The sequence below is a fragment of the Rhizobium sp. YS-1r genome, from assembly GCF_000757525.1.
Lineage (GTDB): Bacteria > Pseudomonadota > Alphaproteobacteria > Rhizobiales > Rhizobiaceae > Neorhizobium > Neorhizobium petrolearium.
Map to the genome: position 1 here is coordinate 33,523 of NZ_JPYQ01000009.1, position 20,042 is coordinate 53,564.

18 protein-coding genes and 1 tRNA gene are annotated in these 20,042 nt (G+C 61.8%); 10 read left to right on the forward strand and 9 right to left on the reverse strand.

Annotation, left to right across the window (positions count from 1 at the left end; genetic code table 11):
- Positions 1 to 12 precede the first annotated feature (12 nt).
- A tRNA-Met gene (locus JL39_RS09450) sits at positions 13 to 89 on the forward strand.
- Positions 90 to 521: 432 nt separating this feature from the next.
- Here JL39_RS09450 and JL39_RS09455 read toward each other — a convergent pair.
- Both JL39_RS09455 and JL39_RS09460 read right to left on the reverse strand, forming a co-directional pair.
- On the reverse strand, positions 522 to 818 hold the full coding sequence (locus tag JL39_RS09455; RefSeq protein ID WP_037149059.1) for a ribbon-helix-helix protein, CopG family: 297 nt from the start codon (positions 816 to 818) through the stop codon (positions 522 to 524).
- A gap of 180 nt (positions 819 to 998) precedes the next feature.
- Complete coding sequence (locus JL39_RS09460) at positions 999 to 2,360, reverse strand: amidase (RefSeq protein ID WP_037149618.1); 1,362 nt, start codon at positions 2,358 to 2,360, stop codon at positions 999 to 1,001.
- A gap of 156 nt (positions 2,361 to 2,516) precedes the next feature.
- Here JL39_RS09460 and JL39_RS09465 point away from each other — a divergent pair, with 156 nt between their 5' ends.
- The gene (locus JL39_RS09465; RefSeq protein WP_037149063.1) at positions 2,517 to 2,819 is read left to right on the forward strand and encodes a membrane protein; all 303 of its coding nucleotides are present in this window, start codon (positions 2,517 to 2,519) and stop codon (positions 2,817 to 2,819) included.
- Positions 2,820 to 2,824: 5 nt separating this feature from the next.
- Here the strand turns inward: JL39_RS09465 and JL39_RS09470 are convergent, their stop codons facing one another.
- The gene (locus tag JL39_RS09470) at positions 2,825 to 3,679 is read right to left on the reverse strand and encodes a glycerophosphodiester phosphodiesterase family protein (protein ID WP_037149066.1); all 855 of its coding nucleotides are present in this window, start codon (positions 3,677 to 3,679) and stop codon (positions 2,825 to 2,827) included.
- Positions 3,680 to 3,892: 213 nt separating this feature from the next.
- Here JL39_RS09470 and JL39_RS09475 point away from each other — a divergent pair, with 213 nt between their 5' ends.
- A complete protein-coding gene (locus JL39_RS09475) occupies positions 3,893 to 4,312 on the forward strand; it encodes a DUF983 domain-containing protein (RefSeq protein ID WP_037149068.1) in 420 nt (139 codons plus the stop codon).
- Between the two features lie 153 nt (positions 4,313 to 4,465).
- Positions 4,466 to 5,323, forward strand: a complete 858-nt coding sequence (locus tag JL39_RS09480) for an SDR family oxidoreductase (RefSeq protein WP_037149071.1) — start codon at positions 4,466 to 4,468, stop codon at positions 5,321 to 5,323.
- 77 nt (positions 5,324 to 5,400) lie between these two features.
- Here JL39_RS09480 and JL39_RS09485 read toward each other — a convergent pair whose 3' ends face one another.
- Positions 5,401 to 5,685, reverse strand: a complete 285-nt coding sequence (locus JL39_RS09485; protein WP_037149074.1) for a hypothetical protein — start codon at positions 5,683 to 5,685, stop codon at positions 5,401 to 5,403.
- Positions 5,682 to 7,007, reverse strand: coding sequence for an NAD(P)/FAD-dependent oxidoreductase (locus JL39_RS09490; RefSeq protein ID WP_081952772.1), 1,326 nt, complete (start codon positions 7,005 to 7,007; stop codon positions 5,682 to 5,684). The genes JL39_RS09485 and JL39_RS09490 overlap by 4 nt, the downstream gene beginning before the upstream one ends.
- 37 nt (positions 7,008 to 7,044) lie before the next feature.
- Between JL39_RS09490 and JL39_RS09495 the strand changes: the two genes are divergently transcribed.
- The gene (locus tag JL39_RS09495; protein ID WP_037149077.1) at positions 7,045 to 7,224 is read left to right on the forward strand and encodes a hypothetical protein; all 180 of its coding nucleotides are present in this window, start codon (positions 7,045 to 7,047) and stop codon (positions 7,222 to 7,224) included.
- A 97-nt stretch (positions 7,225 to 7,321) separates the two neighbouring features.
- Here the strand turns inward: JL39_RS09495 and treY are convergent, their stop codons facing one another.
- Together treY and treZ are read right to left on the reverse strand one after the other, a co-directional pair.
- Entirely contained in the window at positions 7,322 to 9,862 is a 2,541-nt protein-coding gene (gene treY / locus JL39_RS09500) for a malto-oligosyltrehalose synthase (protein ID WP_037149080.1), read from the reverse strand.
- A complete protein-coding gene (treZ, locus tag JL39_RS09505; RefSeq protein ID WP_037149622.1) occupies positions 9,859 to 11,673 on the reverse strand; it encodes a malto-oligosyltrehalose trehalohydrolase in 1,815 nt (604 codons plus the stop codon). The genes treY and treZ overlap by 4 nt, the downstream gene beginning before the upstream one ends.
- 186 nt (positions 11,674 to 11,859) lie before the next feature.
- Between treZ and JL39_RS09510 the strand changes: the two genes are divergently transcribed.
- From JL39_RS09510 to lpdA, 5 genes are all read left to right on the forward strand, one after another.
- Positions 11,860 to 12,990 carry an acyl-CoA dehydrogenase family protein gene (locus JL39_RS09510; protein WP_037149082.1) on the forward strand — a complete coding sequence of 377 codons (1,131 nt, stop codon included), beginning with the start codon at positions 11,860 to 11,862 and terminating at the stop codon, positions 12,988 to 12,990.
- 47 nt (positions 12,991 to 13,037) lie between these two features.
- Positions 13,038 to 14,288: a 3-methyl-2-oxobutanoate dehydrogenase (2-methylpropanoyl-transferring) subunit alpha gene (locus tag JL39_RS09515; RefSeq protein WP_244446858.1), complete on the forward strand. Its 1,251-nt coding sequence runs from the start codon at positions 13,038 to 13,040 to the stop codon at positions 14,286 to 14,288.
- 3 nt (positions 14,289 to 14,291) lie between these two features.
- Positions 14,292 to 15,305 (forward strand): alpha-ketoacid dehydrogenase subunit beta, encoded by a 1,014-nt coding sequence (locus JL39_RS09520; RefSeq protein ID WP_037149086.1) that lies wholly within the window; start codon positions 14,292 to 14,294, stop codon positions 15,303 to 15,305.
- Position 15,306: 1 nt separating this feature from the next.
- Entirely contained in the window at positions 15,307 to 16,602 is a 1,296-nt protein-coding gene (locus tag JL39_RS09525) for a dihydrolipoamide acetyltransferase family protein (protein ID WP_037149089.1), read from the forward strand.
- A gap of 116 nt (positions 16,603 to 16,718) precedes the next feature.
- On the forward strand, positions 16,719 to 18,116 hold the full coding sequence (gene lpdA / locus JL39_RS09530) for a dihydrolipoyl dehydrogenase (RefSeq protein WP_037149092.1): 1,398 nt from the start codon (positions 16,719 to 16,721) through the stop codon (positions 18,114 to 18,116).
- A gap of 129 nt (positions 18,117 to 18,245) precedes the next feature.
- On the opposite strand, the gene JL39_RS09535 is transcribed toward lpdA, so the two are convergent.
- Positions 18,246 to 18,965 carry a metallophosphoesterase gene (locus JL39_RS09535; RefSeq protein ID WP_037149628.1) on the reverse strand — a complete coding sequence of 240 codons (720 nt, stop codon included), beginning with the start codon at positions 18,963 to 18,965 and terminating at the stop codon, positions 18,246 to 18,248.
- 32 nt (positions 18,966 to 18,997) lie between these two features.
- A complete protein-coding gene (locus JL39_RS09540) occupies positions 18,998 to 19,789 on the reverse strand; it encodes a nucleotidyltransferase family protein (protein WP_244446869.1) in 792 nt (263 codons plus the stop codon).
- Between the last annotated feature and the right edge of the window lie 253 nt (positions 19,790 to 20,042).

Genomic DNA, 20,042 nt, shown 5'->3' on the forward strand with positions numbered 1-20,042 from the left:
CGCAAATCCTGTGGCGGGATAGCTCAGTTGGTGAGAGCGTGGGATTCATAACCCCAAGGTCGGCAGTTCAATTCTGCCTCCCGCTACCAATCCATCACCGAATCCTCCGGGCCGAACAGGCTCGACAGATATCCTTGATGCCGAGCTTATATGGTTCGGCGGGCCATCCTGCTGGAATTCCTCGTCGCCCGCGTGTGATCGGGAGGTGTTGATCTGAAGATATTCTCAGGAAAATGTAATTTGCCGCCGGATCATCAGAATGACGAAGCCCGCGCAATTCCCCCAGCGCGGGCTTCGCCGAAAGTCGAGCCTCTTCTATGCTCGGCTTACAATCATGGATTTTAGTCCGATGTTTTCTGCCGGTGAACCTGGCCTAAAGGAGTAGGCGCATCAGCACGGCCTACTTCCAATCATCTGGCGAGGCGGATATGTTGGGTATGCCCGGCGTTGGAGCGGTTGCCTTCCATTCCGCCATCGTTTCCCGGCCTGCTGAGCCGGCTGCGCGATGAGCGCCGGTTCGCTTACGTCTTTCCTGCGGTATCGTCATCTTCCCCTTGCCGGCGCACAGGCGAATAGGCATTCCCTTCCAACCATTCCCGTACCATCAGCCGGACTGCTTCGTCTCGAGTGACGCCCAACTCCTTGGCGATGGCCTGAATGGCAGATGCGATCTGCTGATCGAATTTGACTTCGCCGGTGTTCCAGGCGTGCGCTGCCGCCTGCCGTAGCGCGTCCATGAGCTCCGGATCGACAACCTTAGCCGCGGCCTCTGCTACTCTTCGCGATTGGTCCGACCGATCGTCCTCTTCCGATGACATCAAGCCATTCCTCTATCCGGTGAGCTTTCGATCGTGCGGATCAGGCGGGCGGGCACGATGCGCCGTTCCGCCGCGCTCACCGAACCAAAGTGCCACGATGGACAGCAGAGTCAATGGTGCGGGTCCTGTCTGACGAGGTGCTTGGCAGTCCGTGTCAGGACGTCCCTTCGCCGCCGTTTCCTACCCTCTGACGGTCTCCTCGCAACTCATCGCGGCCTGAAGCAGCGCCTCGTCATGGTTGGCGCCTGCCGACAGCAGGAAGCCGACGGGCATATCGGCGTCGCCCGTGCCGCAGGGGATCGAAACACCACACCAGTCGAGGAAATTGCCGAGTGCGGTGTTGCCCAGCGTCTTGCCATTGGTCGCGAAGAACAGTTCGTCATCCTTTTCGAGCGCCTCAATCGGCGGCGCAACATGAGCGACCGACGGCATGGCGACGAAACGGTCGCCGATCAGCGCTTTGGTCTCGGCGATCAGGCGTGCTTTCGTCTCAAGAATGGCGATATAGTCCGGCATGCTGATCTTCTCGCCAAGACGCGTCCGGGCCACGACCCGGTGATCCATTTCGGCAGCCTCCGGTCCCGACAGCCGCTGCTGGTGAAGCGCAAAGGCTTCCGCCGTGACGAGCGCGCCGCGCTTTGCCATCAGGGCCGGGATCTCATCGAAGGCCGGAATGGTGATGCGGGTGATCCTCGCGCCGGCCTTTTCGAGCCGGCCAATTGCAGCTTCGAAGGCGGTGACGACGCCCGGTTCGGCACCGTCGAAGACGATGTTGGTCGGGATGACGATGTCGAGCGGTTCTTGCGGCCGGCGGGCTGTCTGCGGGGCGGCAAGGCCGCGCATGGCGGCATCGATCCAGACTGCGTCCTGGACCGTACGGCAGAGGGGGCCAAGCGAATCGAGGCTCGTCGCCAGAGGATAGACCCCGTCCATCGCATGGCGACCGCGTGTCGCCTTGTAACCGACGATACCGTTCAGTGCCGACGGGATGCGGATCGAGCCGCCGGTGTCCGTACCCATGGCGACGGGAACGAGGCCGGCTGCAACCGCGACGGCGGAGCCGGAGGACGAACCGCCCGGAATGCGTGGCACATCCTTTCCATGCGGATTGCGAGGAGTGCCGTAATGCGGGTTGATGCCGATGCCGGAAAAGGCGAACTCGCTCATGTTGGTGCGGCCGACCGCCACCATGCCCGCCTGTTTCAGAAGGTCGACGATCGCGGCATCCTTCCTGGCAGGCTCGGCCTTCTTCAGCACCTTGGAGCCTGCGGTGGTGGGCAATCCTTCGACGTCGAAAAGGTCCTTCCAGGCGATCGGAATACCATCGAGCAGGCCAAGCGAGCGGCCGTCCTTCTGGCGCTTCGAGGACGCCTCGGCCTCTGCCAGCGCCCGGTCCTTCAGCAGGGAGATGAAGACCGCCTTGTCCGGATAGGCCTCGATGCCCGCAAGCACTGCTTCGGTCACCGCGACGGGGTCGACCGTTCCGGTCTGGATCAGCGCGGAAAGCTCGGCGATCGACATGGCTCCATACGGTTTCGTCACGGCACGCATTCTCCCCATTCAGTGATTGGCGATTGAAATGTGTAACGAATATTCTGGCGATGGGTAGAATATTTATCGGCCGGGCCGGTTGGGAACTTCGGATCGACTTCTGAATTGAGACAATCCGCCACTGCTTCAAACCGGGAAGGATCACTCATGAGAACCATCGTCGCCATCGCCGGCCTTGTGCTTGCGCTCGCCGGCTGTACCGTTGATAGCGTCGGCAGGCCTAGTCCAGCTCTCGAAATCGGACCGGGGATCGAGCCCATTCCGGGCAGCATCACCTATGGCGGTCAGCCGCGCACCCGGCTCACCAAGTCTCCGATCGGCAGCGTCGTGAGCCATCAGTTCCGAAACGAGTTCGGCCAGCGGGTCGAGGAGCGATATATCCTGCAGCCGGATCGAAGCCTGAAACTGGTCAGCCGGCGCGTCTATCGCGAGCCGTTCTGGGACGATTGAGACGTTCAACCTGCGAGCCCGGCCCAGGCGCGTTCCGTGGCGGGGGCCTCGTCGGTGGTGATCTGGTCCGGCTTCAGCGCCATCAGGGCGGCGAAATCGCGCGCTTCTCCCTCGTCGAACCCCGCATCCGGGTTCCTGAGGTTGAAGGTCCAGGCGTCGACCAGCTTGCCGGCATCGTGGCAGAGGCCGATCATGTCCAGACCGGCTTTGGCGGCGTCGAGCAGGATCGGCCAGTAGAGATAGACCGTGTCCGGTTCGGTTGGACCATGAATGTCGGCGAGCAGGTCCTTCTCGACGGCGCTCCAGCCGCCGGCCTTGTAAATGTCGCCAAACTTGTCGCTGGGATCGATGCCGCGTTTCAAATCCGGCAGCCTTTCCTTGACCGCGAGTATCAGGTCGAGGTCATGGCCGCTGATGATGATCGATGAGCCGGCATCGGCAAAATAATGCACAAGATGGTCCATCCCACGCGGACCGATGGCGGCAAGCTCATCCTTCATGTCGAACTGAAGAAGCGCTTCCGGATGAGCGGTCTGAAGCATCGTAGCCAGATCTTCGCTGAGGATAGGCGGATGGCCGCCGCTCTTGAGGTGAAGTCCGCGGATGGCATCCGCGGAGGCCTCGCGGATGGGGCCGCAGCCATCGGTTTCCCCTTCGAGCTCCGCGTCGTGCAGGACGACGAAGCCGCCATCGGCGCGTATGCGCAGATCAAGTTCGGTTGAGGCACCCAATCGGAACCCCTCGGCCATTATCTCGGCGGAAAACAGGGGATCTGACAGGCTGCGGCGCAGCCGGTGCCATTTGAGCCGCGTGAAGTGGCCGCGATGCGTGATGCCGAGGCCTGAAAATTCGGATGTCATGGGATTCCGTCGAGAGCAGCAGGGCGATTCGGTTGTCCTCAGACTATGCATTTCGCATCTCCTGCCATAGACCTGTCACAGAAGTTTCATGGTTCGACATGGCAGTTCGCATGCGGGGCGAATTGACGCGTATCAAGAGAAGACCTTGCTTGAACGGTATTGCCGAGCCAGAGATGAACCACAGATTGTGTCCTGTCACGAAAGGCAGATGTCATGGCATATGACGCCGATTGGCCCCCGCTTTCTCCCTCCAGCACCGGTATGCGTGGCCGGTGCCCGCGTTGCGGCCAGGGACATCTTTTCAACGGCTTCCTGACGCTCAGGCCCAATTGCGAGGTCTGCGGCCTCGACTATTCCTTTGCCGACCCGGCGGATGGTCCGGCCTTCTTCGTCGTCTGTTTCGGCAGCGTGCCCAGCATCGCGTTGGCTGTGTGGCTTGAAGTCTCCTACCAGCCGCCATTCTGGGTGCATCTCCTGATCTCTCTGCCGGTGCTGCTCATCACCTGCCTCTTGCCACTCCGGCCCCTCAAAGGGTGGCTGATCGCGAGCCAGTATTTCTACAAGGCCGAGCAGGGCAAACTGGACCGAGGTTCCGGCAGTCCGCAGGCGGATGATACGCAGCACAAAGGCTGAGCCTCCGGCGACGTCAATGTCCCAGGGAGCCTTCGGCTCCCGCATCGCCGCGGTCTCGGCGCCTTCTTCCTTTTCCGTGTTTGCGGTCGGGAACATCCGCCTTTGCAGCGAGTTGGAAAAGCAACTTTCCAACCGAAAAGGAGGACGCTTCCCATGGCCCGGTACCCGACGCCGCCCTTTCCCGAACAGCAGCAACCGATGCCCGGCTTTACGAACCGGATGGATCCGGTGCCGGATCATGGCGAGCTTTCCTACCGAGGGTCGGGGCGGCTTGCCGGCAAACGCGCCGTCATTACCGGCGGCGACAGCGGCATCGGCCGGGCGGTCGCGATCGCCTATGCGCGCGAGGGGGCCGATCTTCTGATTTCATATCTCGATGAGGACGAGGATGCCGAAGACACCAAGCGTCTTGTTGAAGAAGCAGGACGCAAGGCTGTGCTCATGCCGGGCGACATCAAGGCCTCCTCCCATTGCCGAGCGATCATCGACAAGGCGGTGGGGGAATTCGGCGGTATCGACATCCTCGTCAACAATGCGGCACATCAGGCGAGCTTCTCCTCGATCGAAGATATCAGCGACGAAGAATGGGAGCTCACCTTCAAGGTCAACATTCACGCGATGTTCTATCTCTCCAAGGCCGCCGTACCGCATATGAAGCCAGGCAGCACCATCATCAATACCGCGTCGATCAATTCGGACAATCCGAACCCGGGCCTGCTTGCCTACGCGACCACCAAGGGCGCGATCCAGAATTTTACGGCAGGGCTGGCACAGCTTCTCGCCGAAAAGGGCATCCGGGGGAATGCCGTGGCACCCGGCCCGATATGGACGCCGCTCATTCCCTCCACCATGCCGGAAGACAAGGTCAAGGAGTTCGGCAAACAGGTGCCGATGAAGCGGCCAGGTCAGCCGGCGGAGCTTGCAACGACCTATGTGATGCTTGCCGACCCGCTTTCCAGCTACGTTTCCGGCACGATGATCGCAGTGACGGGCGGCAAGCCGATCCTCTGATCTTCTTCTTCCTCCATCGAGAACAGCGGCGGCATGCGCTCATGCCACCGTTCAGAGCCCGCGATCCATCCAATATCTCAGGTTCGCCGACCGATCTCCCGCGCCAGATCATCGAAACAGAATGTCTTGCCCTGTTCGTGTGCCTCGTTCGCCAGAAGCAGAAGTCGGATCGGGAACGCGACGGCTTTCTGATGGGAGCTCGAAATGCTGAGCGGCTTGTCGTCGGCAAGCACCGCACGTTCGGTGGTCTGCAGGACATCCTGGATTTCGACGTGGGATACGAGGCCCTTTTCGACCAGAAGGCGGTTGATCGCGGCAAGCGCGAGATAAAGACCTTCGAGCTGCGGGTTGGCGGTGTTCATGTCTCGGTCCTTTGCGTGGATGACGGCACGAAGGCAGCGGCATTCTCGTCGATCAGCCGGGCTCCGCGCTGCCGGGTCAGATAGCGCCAGATCCACTGAATGCTGACGAGCAGGCGCTTTTCGAAATTGACGAGCAGATAAACATGCACGATCGCCCAAAGAAGCCAGGCAAACCAGCCCTTGAGCGTCCATTTGCCGAAGTCGAAGATCGCGGCATTGCGGCCGATCACGGCTGTATTGCCGCGGTTTTGGAAGTGGAAAGGTCCGACAGGTTTGCCGTCCAGCAATTTCTCTTTGAGTGCGCGGCCGAGATATTCGCCCTGCTGCTTGGCGACCTGGGCGAGTGCCGGCAACGGTTTACCGTCTTCGGCAAGGCCAAGCGCCGTATCGCCGATCGCGAAGATATCGGGAAACCCCGTGACGGAGAGATCAGGCTCGACCGGAATACGGCCGCCGGCCTTGCCTTCGATGCCGAGCCACCTGCCGGCCGGGGATGCTTTCACGCCTGCTCCCCAGATGATGCAGCCGGCGCGGAAGTGCCGCGAGCCTGCCACGACCTCATCCTTGGTCATTGCTTCCACGGGAAGGTTTGTCAGCACCTCGACGCCCGTTTTCTCAAGTTCCCGAAGCGCATACTGGACGAGATTATCGGGGAAAGCTGAAAGGATCTTCGGACCAGCCTCTATGAGGATCACCCGCATATGGTCGGGCTCCAGCTTGCGAAAATCACGGGTGATCATGAAGCGGCCGAGTTCGGCAATCGCGCCTGCCATCTCCACCCCGGTCGGGCCGCCGCCGATGATGACGCTGGTCAGAAGCGCCTTCTTTTCCTCCGAATCCTGTGAGAGTTCGGCCTTTTCGAAGGCAAGCAGCAGGCGCTGGCGGATCAGCCGCGCCTCATGGATCGTCTTGAGCCCCGGCGCCCAGGCGCGCCAATCCTCGTGGCCGAAGTAATTATATTCGGAGCCGGTGGCGATCACCAACTGGTCGTAGGGTACCGAGGCGCCGTGATCGAGCTGAACCGTTTTCGCCGAGGGATCAATGCCGGTCACTTCCGCCAGCATGACCTTGATATTGCGGAAGCGGCCGAGCGTGCGGCGGATCGGTTCGGAAATATCGGCAGGTGACAGCGCCGCGGTCGCAACCTGATAAAGCAGCGGCTGAAAGAGATTGTGGTTGCGCCGATCGATGACGGTGACGTCGATTCCGGTATTGCCGAGGGTGCGGGCGGCCGCCAGACCGGCAAAGCCTGCACCGACGATGACCACGCGATGCGTCGTCGCTCCGGTCATATTGTCGCCCTGAGGCGTTTCTCCGGCCATTTCACCCCACCCTTCCTGACGGAGGTCGAAGCTCCGCATGACGCTCGTTCAACACGTGCCGACCTTGTTTGTTCCAAAGGCATTCTACCGGAACATTTTCAGTCCCGCGCCGTTCACACCACAACATCGAAAGGAGAAAGACATGAACAGCATCATCTGGTTGGTCGGCGCCATCGTTATTGTCATCGCGATTCTGAATCTCGTCGGATTCGCTTGATTTCGTTGAGAAATCTACGGGAATCTCAACCTCTGCAAGAGAATCAAGGCGCCGTCTCGAAGCAGATCGGCGCTTTCTCCATTGACGAAACCGACAGCTATTCCGCAAGCAAGAGCGCGAAGGGATAGTCGGCGAAGACCCTGCTGAGGGCGACCTGCTCTCCGAAATGCATCGTCTTTCCGGCACAGATGTCACGATAGCGGCGATGGGCGAGTTTTTCCGGCAGCGAAACCTCAGTTTCGGCCCAGCGGTCTGCCCCGAACTGAGGGGATGCCGTATGGAAGGCGCTGAAGACGAGCCGGGGGGCGATCACGATCAATGCATCTTCGGCGTCGGCGCGGGCGAAGGCAACGATATTGTCGGCGCGCTTGCCGACGGCTTCAAGGGGCAGGTATTCGCCCTTGCGAAACAACGTCGGTGCTTCCTGGCGCAGCCGCAGAAGGACGGCGGTGACATGCTGTTTCAGCCGGCCGCTCTGCCATTCCTCATTTGTCGACGGACGCATCTCACTCTCGGAAAGCCAGGTCTGCAACGTCTCGAAATCCGGCTCACGGCGATTGTCCGGATCGACGAGACTGAAATCGAGGCCTTCGCAGCCCTGGTAGATATCCGGCACGCCGGGAGCGGTGAGTTTGATGATGGTCTGGGTGAGGCTGTTCACCAGACCGGCATGGATGAAGGGGCGGAGCGTATTGGAAAAATCCGCCAGAAAAGTCTGGTTCCCGGGCGAAAGAAGTCCGCGGGCATAGCCGATGACGGCTTTCTCGTAGGCCTCGTTGGAATCACCCCAATTGGTGCGGAGTTTCGCCTCGCGTAACGCCTTCCCGACGTAAGCGGCGAAGCGCTCCTCCAGGGCCTTCAGATCTTCCAGGTTCCCCGGATCGAAGGTTGCCGGCCAGACGCCGGCGAGCGCCTGATAGAGCATCCATTCGACGGGAGGTTCGGGGGCGGGGCCGTCATCCAATGCCGAGATCAAAGCGCTGTTCATTTCATGCCAGCGCGCGGCGGCTTCGGCCCAAAGTTCGGGAGCTTCGCTCAGTGTATAAAGACGTGCGCGGGCATCCTCACCGCGTTTGGTGTCATGGGTGGAGGTGCCGGAAAGGGCGTCGGGCTCCCTTTCAAGCCTCGTCTCCATCGCTCCATGGAACCGCCCGAGCGAAGAGGCGCGAGGGAGCGGTTCACCGCCGACCTCGTTCAGCGCGAGCAGCATATGGTGACGATAGAAAAGCGTGTCCTCCATGGACTTCGCCATAAGCGGACCGGTCAGTTGCTGGAAGCGGGTGCGGAAGACTGAAGCGCGGCCGGCGACGGATTGCTCGACATCGCCGATCAGAATGCGCTCCAGGAAAGCGAGAGCGTGGAGCGGCGGGGCGTTCGGTCCGTTTCGCACCGTGTCCAGAACTTTTCCCAGTACCCTCCGGTCTTCCGTCGGCAGGCCTTCCCGCGTGCCGTAAGTCCGGTAGATAGGAAAGGCAACCAGCAACTCGCGCAGGGCTGATCTCACGGAGGCTTCGGCAAGTGCCGATTCCCGATCCTCCACCTGCTGGATCTGCATGGCGAGCTTCAGCAGAATTGCAACTTCTCCGGCGAAGTTGTTGTCCACCATCATCAATTTCGCGGCACGGAGTTCGGCCTCCATGTCGACCGCATGGCCGATGACCCGGTGATAGGTCTCCCGGAGCGTATCGAGCTTTCCCGCATCGATGAGGACGTCGCTGACGGCGGCGATGAATTCGTAGCCGGTCGTACCGGAGACCGGCCAGTCGGCAGAGATATGCTCGCCTTCGCCAAGGATCTTTTCGACGATGATGTAGCAGTCCGGTCCGGCCTCGTGGCGCAGCCGTTCGAGGTATCCCTTCGGGTCGGCAAGGCCATCCACATGGTCTATGCGCAGGCCATCGACCATGCCGCCATGGACGAGTTCGAGGATGAGGTGATGGGTATCGTCGAAGACCGAACCGTCCTCAACCCGGACGCCGACGAGGCCGGCGATTTCAAAGAAGCGGCGGTAGGAGAGTTCGCGCGGCATGTCCCGCCAGGACATCAGCCGATAGGGCTGCTGGTCATGAAGCCTGGCGATCGCAGCTTTGTCCGTGGTCGCGAGCACCGCCGTCCCGCAGCCGGCATAGCTCGACGGCGTCAACGGATAGAGCGTTTCGTAATAGGCAAGCGCCGGCCTGCCGGTTTTGGGATCGAGCCTGATGGAAATCTCGCCGGCTTCAAGCACCTTTTCGAACGTGTCGCCGAGAAAGGGAAGGGTGAGACGACGGCTCCAGTCGATGTCGAAATGGCGGGCGTAACGGCTGTTTTCGCCGTTTTCGACCACATCGCGCCACCACGGGTTTTCGAGCGATGCGGCCATGTGGTTCGGTACGATGTCGAGGATGAGGCCGAGGCCGCCTGCCTTCAGTGCTCGCATCATGCGCTCGAAACCGGCACGGCCACCGATCGCTGGATCGATCTCGTTGGCGTCGGTGACGTCATAGCCGTGCGTAGAGCCTGTCGTGGCGGTGAAGATCGGCGAGGCATAGAGGTGGCTGATGCCGAGCCGTTTCAGATAGGGCACCAGCGCCGCGGCGCGGTCGAAGGTCATGCCGTTGCGGAATTGGATGCGGTAGGTGGCGGTCGGGACCTTCATTCCGTGTCTCCGGTCGGTGCAAAGCTCACCACGATGGAGTTCGGTGCCAGATCCCTGGCCTGTTCCGGCCATGCGAAGATCACCTTGCCGGACAGCCCGGGCAGGGTTTGCGGCTCTTCGCCGATGTTGATCGCCATCGAAAGCGTGCCTTTCGGGAAGGTCCACGTGACGGCAAGGAAGCCCTTTTCCGTCTTCAGGACTTTGCCGCTGCCACCGTGCGCCGAGCGGAGCAATGGCAAGACATATTGCTTGCGAAGCTCAAGCAGCTTGCCGGTGAATTCCAGCCAGTCCCGGCCGTCGACGGAGTCCGGCTTGTTCCAGTCGAGCGTGGAGAAGTCGAAGGTCTGCCTCGCATTCGGATCAGGCACCAGGGTATCGTCGTCATGGCCGGCATGGCCCTCGAATTCCTTCCGGCGGCCGTCGCGCACCGCCTTCGCAAGATCACCATGGAAATCCGTGAAGAACAGGAAAGGGTTGGTCTCGCCATATTCCTCGCCCATGAAGAGGAGCGGGATATGCGGAGAAAGCAGCAGGGCGGCGAACAGCACCTTGGTCTTGTATGCACCGGCGAGCGGGAGCAGTCGTTCCCCTTGCGCCCGGTTGCCGACCTGATCGTGGTTCTGGATGAAGTCGACGAAGGCAACGGGCGGCTGATCTGTGCTTTTGACGCCGCGTACTTTACCCTTCCGCGGCGAAATCTCCCCTTGATAGGCGAAGCCCTCGGTCAGCGCACGGGCTGCCAGCTTTTCCGGATCCGTGGCGAAGTCCTCGTAATAGGCATGCGTTTCGCCGGTCGCGAGCACATGGACGGCATTGTGGAAATCGTCGTTCCACTCGGCCGTGAAGAGAGGAGCGTTGCCGTCCTCGTCGCGAGGGTGCAGGAAGGTGACGTTGCGGTTGTCCTCGGTCGTCAGATGGATCGGCCGGCCGGTGATTTCGGCGCGGATGCGCTCGGCGATCTCGATCAGGACATGCTTTTCAGATGTGTCCTCGATCACGTCGACAGCATCGAAGCGCAGGCCGTCGAGATGGAATTCCTCCAGCCAGTAGAGGGGGTTCTCGACAATATAGCGCCGCACCGGATCGATGTCGTAAGCGATCGCAGCACCCCAGGGCGTCATTCTTTCCTTGTGGAAGAAAGACGGCGCGAGCATTGGCAGATAATTGCCTTCCGGACCGAAATGGTTGAGCACGATATCGAGCACGACCATCAGGCCATGGCCATGGGCAGCATCCACAAAGGCCTTGAAATCCTCCGGCGGACCATAGGCCGCATGCGGAGCATAGAGCAGTGCTCCGTCATATCCCCAGCCGCGGTTGCCGCCGAAATGAGCGACCGGCATGACCTCGATCATGGTGATGCCGAGTTCGGCCAGATAGGGTAATCTTTCGATCGCGGCGCGGAACGTGCCTTCCTTGGTGAAGGTGCCGATGTGGAGTTCGTAGATGACGGCCTCTTCCCAGGGACGCCCTTTCCAGTCCGGATGCTGCCAGGCATAGCTGGTCGGATCGATCACCAGCGATGGTCCGTTAACGTCCTGTTTCTGGCCGCGGGAAGCGGGATCGGGAATGATCATGCCGTTGGCGAGCAGATAGCTGTATTCCGTGCCCGGCACGACGCCGGTCGCGAGCAGCTCGAACCAGCCGTCAGGGCTGCGGGTCATCTCGGTGTCTTCGCCGTTGAGCCTCAGCCAGACTTTTTTCTGGCCCGGCGCCCAGAGCCGGAAGCGCACCTCGCCGGCGGCGACATATTCCGCCCCCCATGTTCTTGGAAAAACGCGGAATTCGGTGACGGCATCCAGTTCCGGCATATCGACCTGTCCCTGATTGAGAGAGACCGGCAAACGGCTGAATTGCTTTCGAGTTCCATAGGGCCGTATACGCGCAAGAAAATTGCTGAAAGGCGTAACAAATAACAAGTTCGCAGGAGTGGTCCGCCATCGATTCCGGCTCTAGATTAAAGCTGGTGCAGACGGTTTCGAGGAGGAGATCTTTGCATGCTGACCGATGAGGAGGAGCTCATCCGTTCGACGGCCGCGGAGTTTTCCCGCGATGTGCTGAAACCCGGTGCCGCGGCGCGCGACAAGGCGCATGCGATCGAGCCGGAGGTGTTGCAGCAACTCGGCGAACTCGGCTTTCTCGGCATGCGAACGAGCGAGGAATGGGGCGGCGTCGGCTGTTCCTATGTCGCCTATGCAAGCGCCCTGATGGAGATTGCCGCGGGCGACGGGGCGGTCTCGACGCTCGTCAGCGTCCACAATTCCCCGGTCTGCTCGCTCATCGACGCGCATGCCTCCGACGAACAGAAGGAAACATTCCTGCGGCCGCTCGCCGAAGGCCGGCATATCGGCGCCTTTGCACTGACCGAAGCCGATACCGGCTCCGATGCGGCAGCGATCCGCACCCGGGCAACGAGGGATGGCAGCGATTACGTCATCAACGGCTCGAAGATGTTCATCACCTCGGGCAAGATCGCCGGTACCGTGATCATCTTCGCCGTCACCGATCCCTCTGCGGGAAAACGCGGCATTTCCGCCTTCGTCACCTCCACCGATGTGCCCGGTTTTTCCATTTCCAAAATCGAGGACAAGCTCGGCCAGCGCGCCTCTGATACAGCGGCGCTGATGTTCGACAACCTGCGCATTCCCGAAAGTCAGCGGATCGGTGAGGAGGGGGCGGGGCTGAAGATAGCCCTTTCCGGCCTCGAGGCAGGCCGCATCGGGATTGCAGCCCAATGTGTCGGGATGGCGCAGGCGGCGTTCGACGTCGCACTCACCTATGCCAGGGAACGCAAGGCCTTCGGCAAGGTGCTGCTCGACCATCAGGCGGTCGCTTTCCGCCTGGCCGAGACGAAGACCCAGATCGAGGCAGCGCGTCAACTGGTCTTGCATGCGGCAAGGCTCAAGGATCGCGGTGAGCCCTGCCTTTCGGAAGCCTGCATGGCAAAACTCTTCGCATCGGAGATGGCGGAAAAGGTCTGTTCCGCAGCGATCCAGACGCTTGGCGGCTACGGCTATATTTCCGATTTCCCGGTCGAGCGTATCTATCGCGACGTGCGGGTCTGCCAGATCTACGAAGGTACGTCCGACATCCAGAAGATCATCATCGCCCGGGGTTTGGCGAATTGAGTTGAGGTGACGGGGCAATTGTCGGTTCTTTGGGAGGAGAAGCGAATATGAAAGATGGAATGAGGCCCAGCCTGCCCGGCAAACTAAGCCTGCATGTGCCGGAGCCGGAGGTGAGGCCGGGCGGAAGGCCTGACTTTTCCAACGTAGCCATTCCCAAGGCCGGTTCCGTGCGCCGGCCGGAGGTCGACGTCGACCCGGAGACGATCCGCGATCTTGCTTTCTCGATCATCCGGGTGCTGAACCGGGAAGGGGAGGCCGTCGGACCCTGGGCCGGAACGCTCACCAACGAGGAATTGATGGAGGGGCTGAGGCACATGATGCTGCTGCGCGCCTTCGATGCCCGCATGCTGATGGCGCAGCGGCAGGGCAAGACCTCCTTCTACATGCAGCATCTCGGCGAGGAGGCGGTCTCCTGCGCCTTCCGCAAGGCGCTGCAGCCGGGCGACATGAATTTCCCGACTTACCGTCAGGCAGGCCTCCTGATCGCCGGCGGGTATCCGATGGTTCAGATGATGAACCAGATCTATTCCAACGATGCCGACCCGCTGAAGGGCCGGCAGTTGCCGATCATGTATTCGGCGAAAGACCACGGTTTCTTCACGGTTTCAGGCAACCTCGCCACGCAATACGTGCAGGCGGTCGGCTGGGCCATGGCGTCGGCCATCAAGAACGATACGAGAATCGCCGCCGGCTGGATCGGCGACGGATCGACGGCCGAATCCGATTTCCATGCGGCGCTGGTCTTCGCCTCGACCTACCGGGCACCGGTCATCCTCAACGTCGTGAACAACCAGTGGGCCATTTCCACGTTTCAGGGCATCGCTCGCGGTGGCTCCGGCACGTTCGCGGCGCGGGGTCTGGGTTTCGGCCTGCCGTCGCTCAGGGTCGACGGCAACGATTATCTCGCCGTTCATGCGGTCGCCAAATGGGCGGCGGAGCGGGCACGGCGGAATATCGGCCCGACGCTGATCGAATACGTCACCTATCGTGTCGGCGCCCATTCCACCTCCGACGATCCCTCCGCCTACCGCCCCAAGGAGGAGTCGGAGGCCTGGCCGCTCGGCGATCCAGTCATTCGCCTCAAGAACCATTTGGTCCGCATCGGTGCCTGGAGCGAGGAGCGCCACAGCCAAATGGAGGCGGAAATCCGTGACACAGTCGTGGCCGCCCAGAAGGAGGCGGAGCGCCACGGTACACTGCATTCCGGCGGCCGCCCCTCGATGCGTGACATGTTCGAGGGTGTCTATGCCGAAATGCCGCCGCACCTGAAACGCCAGCGCCAGCAGGCGGGGGTGTGAGATATGGCACGGATGACGATGATCGAGGCGATCCGCAGCGCCCTGGACGTTTCCATGGGGCGTGACGACGACGTGGTCGTGTTTGGCGAGGACGTCGGGTATTTCGGCGGCGTCTTCCGCTGCACGCAGGGCCTCCAGCAGAAATACGGCAAGACGCGGTGTTTCGACGTGCCGATCAATGAATCCGGGATCGTCGGAACCGCGATCGGCATGGCCGCCTATGGATTGAAGCCCTGTGTGGAGATCCAGTTCGCCGACTACATGTATCCGGCCTATGACCAGATCACCCAGGAAGCGGCGCGACTGCGTTATCGCTCGAATGGCGATTTCACCTGCCCCATAACCATCCGCATGCCGACCGGCGGTGGCATCTTCGGCGGGCAGACGCACAGCCAGAGCCCGGAGGCGCTGTTTACCCATGTCTGCGGCCTGCAGGTCGTGGTGCCCTCCAATCCCTATGACGCCAAAGGCCTTTTGATCTCGTCGATCGAGAACCCGGATCCGGTGATCTTCCTGGAGCCGAAGCGGCTCTACAACGGCCCCTTTGACGGCCATCACGACCGGCCGGTGACGTCCTGGGGCTCGCATCCGCTCGGCGAGGTGCCGGCGGAGCACTACACGGTGCCGCTCGGCAAGGCGGTCGTACGCCGGCCGGGTTCGGCGGTCACGGTCCTCGCCTACGGCACGATGGTACATGTGGCCGAGGCGACGGCGGAGGAGACGGGGATAGATGCGGAGGTGATCGACCTGCGCACGCTGCTGCCGCTTGACCTCGAAACCATCGTGGCGTCAGTGAAGAAGACCGGCCGCTGCATGGTTGTGCACGAGGCGACAATGACCTCCGGCTTCGGTGCGGAGCTCGTGGCATTGGTGCAGGAACACTGCTTCTATCATCTCGAAGCGCCGGTCATCCGTGTCGCCGGCTGGGATACACCTTATCCGCATGCGCAGGAATGGGACTATTTCCCGGGGCCGGCCCGTGTCGGCCAGGCACTGCGCGACATGATGGAGGCCTGACATGGGTGAGAAAATCATCAAGCTGCCGGATGTCGGCGAAGGGGTCGCGCAAGCCGAGCTCGTGGAATGGCATGTGAATATCGGCGACCTTGTGCGGGAGGACACGATGCTCGCCGCCGTGATGACCGACAAGGCAACCGTGGAAATTCCCTCTCCGGTGGAAGGCGAGGTCACCTGGAGGAATGGCGATATTGGCGACATGATTGCCGTCGGGACAGCCATTCTGAAGATCAAGACCGCTGGTGAAGCGGGTGAGGAGGAGCCGGCGATCGAGCTGACTTCGCCTGAGCGGGCGCCGCGTTCGGCCGAGCTCGAAGATGAGCCGAAGCCTGTCGCGGAAAAGCGGGAACCCGCAGCGGGGGGCACTCCGGCAAAACCGTCTGCAGCGGCGGCATCCCCAGGTGTCGGTGCACCGCGCTCCGGAGGCGAAAGGCCACTCGCACCGCCAGCCGTCCGCCTGCGGGCCAGGGAAGCAGGTATCGATCTCAGGCAGGTACCGGGAACCGGTCCGGCCGGGCGCATCACCCATGAAGACCTCGATATGTTCCTGAGCCGCGAGACAGGGAGCGCTGTTGCGGCCGGCCTGCAGCCCAACAAGAGCGTGCAGGAGGTCAAGATCGTCGGCCTTCGCCGCCGCATCGCGGAAAAGATGGCGCTCGCCAAGTCGCGCATTCCCCACATCACCTATGTGGAGGAGGTGGACATGACGGCGCTGGAGGAATTGCGGACCCGTCTGAATGGCACCCTGAAGCCGGGCAAGCCGAAGCTCACCATATTGCCGTTCCTGATGCGGGCGATGGTCGGGGCGATCGCAGAGCAACCGGGCATCAATGCACATTTCGACGACGAGGCGGGGGTGATCCATCAATTCGGCGGCGTGCATATCGGCATTGCGGCGCAGACGCCCTCCGGCCTCGTCGTGCCGGTGGTCAAGCATGCCGAGGCGCGGGACATATTCGACTGTGCCCGCGAGGTTGCGCGGCTGAGCGAAGCTGCGAAGAACGGCACCGCCTTGCGCGAGGAGCTTACCGGTTCGACGATCACCATCAGCTCGCTCGGCGCGATGGGCGGGATCGTCTCGACGCCGGTCATCAACCGTCCGGAAGTGGCGATCATCGGCGTCAACAAGCTCGCGATCCGGCCGCATTGGGACGGGACGCAGTTCGTGCCGCGCAAGATGATGAACCTGTCTTCCAGCTTCGATCATCGGGTGATCGACGGCTGGGACGCCGCGACCTTCGTGCAGAGGCTGAAGGCGCTCCTGGAAACGCCGGCGTTGATATTCGTCAGCGAATAGGCCCGAAAATCGGTTCCGATTTTCGGAAGGCACTATTCGCCGATTCAAAGAGTTAGAGCGTCCCTTGTGCATCCGGAGGATGCACGGCGCTCTATGAGTGAGGTGGAAGAAGAACAATGAAGGAAATCGCCTGCAAGCTTCTCGTCATCGGGGCCGGTCCGGGCGGCTATGTCTGCGCCATCCGGGCCGGCCAGCTGGGAATCGATACGGTCATCGTCGAAATGGCGAAGCCGGGCGGCACCTGCCTCAATATCGGCTGCATCCCGTCCAAGGCGCTGATCCATGCGGCCGACGATTTCCACGGAGCCGTGGCCATGGCCGCGGGTAGGAACGCCATGGGCATCCGAGCCGAGAACCCGGCCATCGATCTCGCGAAGACCGTGGCCTGGAAGGACGGGATCACCGGCCGCCTGACCATGGGCGTGTCGGGCCTCCTGAAGAAGGCGGGTGTGAAGATCGTCGTCGGCCGGGCGAAGTTCCGCGACGGCAAGACGGTTGCGGTGGAGACCGAGACCGGTCAGCAGGTCATCCGGGCGGAGAATATCGTCATTGCCACAGGCTCCGCGCCGGTCGAGCTGCCGGCATTGCCGTTCGGCGGAAAGGTTATTTCATCGACCGGTGCATTGTCGCCGACCAAAGTGCCTGGCAGATTGGCGATAGTTGGTGCGGGTTATATCGGCCTCGAACTCGGCATCGCCTTCGCCAAGTTGGGGTCGAAGGTGACGATCGTCGAAGCGCTCGACCGCATCCTGCCGCTCTACGACGCACACCTCACGCAGCCGGTTGCAAGGCGGCTGTCGGCTCTGGGGGCCGAGGTGCTGCTCGGTACCAAGGTGAGGGGCATGTCGGCGACCGGCGAGGCACTGCTTGCGGAAACCGGAGATGGCGAGGAGAAACGGATCTCCGCCGACAAGGTGCTCGTGACGGTCGGCCGCCGGCCGGTCACCGAGGGCTGGGGCCGCGAGGAACTGGAACTCGACATGGACGGGCGGTTCCTGAGGATCGACGAGCAATGCCGCACGTCAATGCGCGGTATCTATGCGATCGGCGACGTGACCGGGGAGCCGATGCTGGCGCACCGGGCGATGGCGCAGGGCGAGATGGTGGCGGAGATCGTTTCGGGCAAACGCCGGAACTGGGACAAGCGCGCGATCCCCGCCGTCTGCTTCACCGATCCGGAGATCGTGTCGGTCGGGCTGTCGCCGGACGAAGCGCGAGCGGGCGGCCGCGAGATCAAGGTCGGCCAGTTTCCGTTCACGGCCAATGGCCGGGCGATGACCTTGTCATCGGAAGAAGGATTTGTGCGGGTGGTGGCGCGCGCCGACAACCATCTGGTGCTCGGCATACAGGCGGTCGGGACAGGGGTTTCCGAATTGTCCGCGGCTTTCTCGCTGGCGGTCGAGATGGGGGCGAGGCTGGAGGATATCGCCGGCACGATCCATGCGCATCCGACACAATCGGAAGCATTTGCCGAGGCGTCGATGAAGGCGCTCGGGCACGCGCTGCATGTGTGAGATTTCACCCTCCCCTTGAGGGGAAGGGTCGGACCGTAGGTCCGGGGTGGGGTGAACCGTCGGAGATCAAATTGGTCACCCCCACCCGTCGCTTCGCGACGACCTCCCCCCTTGAGGGGGAGGTGGGTTTCACAACTCCAGCAGCGCATACGGTCTTCCGGTCGGCTTCTCGACATGCGACGCGACGTTGTAGACGGGGGCGCCGCCGGGCGTCTTGCCGGAATAGGTGCCGCGATGGGCGTGGCCATGTACAACCGCTTTCACCGGGAAGCGGTCGATGGTTTCCGCCAGACGCGAGGAGCCGAGGAAGGGATAGATTTCCTGCGGTTCACCTGCCACTGTATCCAGAACCGGGGCATAATGCAGCACGACCACCGCCCGTTCAGAGCGCACCTGCCTGAGCGCGTTTTCGAGCCGCATGGTCTCTTCCACGCTTTCCGCCACCATGGCCTTGATCGCCGGTTCGCCGAAGGAGCCGAGCATGTAACGGCCGAAGCCCCCGGCAAAACCCTTGACGCCTGCAAACCCGACGCCGTCGATCTCGACCGCCTGGCCTTCGAGCAGCTGGACGCCGGCATCCTTGATGATTGCCGTCACCTCTTCCACATGACCACATTCGTAGTCGTGGTTGCCGAGCACGCCGACGACGGGGATGGAGCAGGAGCGCAGCTCCGCAGCAAGGATTTCCGCCTCCCTCGGCTTGCCGAGGTCCGTCAGGTCACCGGTGAGCACGAGGATGTCGGAGATCTGGGAAATCTCGCTGAACAGCTCCCTGTACGAGGTGCCGTCGTTTTCCTTCACATGCAGGTCGCCCATGGCGGCGATCTTCAGCCTGCCGTTGGATTTCATCGCGGTGTCGTCTTTTGCGTCGGTCGTCCGGGTCACGACGATACTCCTTGCAAGTCCTTGGGCAGGTTGTCGCGCAGGTCGCCTTCGCCGCCCACATCGGCAAAGCCCCATTCCTTCACGTCGATCTCGAAATCCACCCGGCTGAACATGCGGCCGCGGCAGATCTTCATCTGCGGCAGCGGTAGCTCGCGCTGCGCCTTCAACCGGTCGAGCAACTCGTCCAGCAGCCAGTCGGGCACCTTGTCGCGCTCGGTGGGGTAGATCCAGCGGAAGTTCAGGAGGTGGATCAGCAGCACCTCCCAATGCACTTCCATGTGGTTCAAAAGCCGCTGCCAGTCGATCTGGTCGTGAGCGCGCAGGATGACATGGACGATGTCTCCGCCGTCATAGCGGTGGCGGAGCTGCACGAAACATTTCGACCAGATGAGCTCGGTCGGCGCGATGATGCTCACCTTGTGGCCGCCCATCTCGATCTGCCGGGCATTCTCGAACCAGGCGTCGCTGATCGGCATCGTGCCGTTCGAGCCGGCGAAAATGACATCGAAGAAATGCGGGCCTTTCTTCACCTTGCCGAGCCAACGGTCGTCCTCCACCTCGATCTCGTAGCCCTTCTCCTTGAAATGAGCGAGAATGCGGGCGTAATCGCCGGCGCGGCAGAAGATATCGAGGTCCTTCGTCTGCCGGGAAATGCCGGTATAGGCACTCACCGCAAAGGTGCCGGCGACGAGGAAGGGGATATGGCATTTGACGAGGTCTTCGAGCGCCATGGCCACGAAGGACTCGGAATCCGGATCGGCAAGCGTCGGTGACGCCTTGACTTCCATCTCGGGCTCGTTCCCCAGTATAGCCTTCGCCGGCTTCGGCATCAGGTTCTGCGCGGCATTGGCTTCGGCGTTCATTGACGATCTCCGATTCGGTTGCGTGCAGGAGAACACTCGTGCGGGTTCTTGAGTTCCGCCCTGGGCGGTTTGCGGATGACAGGTTCAACGTTCCGGATTGTCCGCATTCATAGTTGTCCCTTCCTCTTATCGCGCCGTCCAAGGGCGCCGCTGGTTATCAGAACAACCCGTGGGTAAA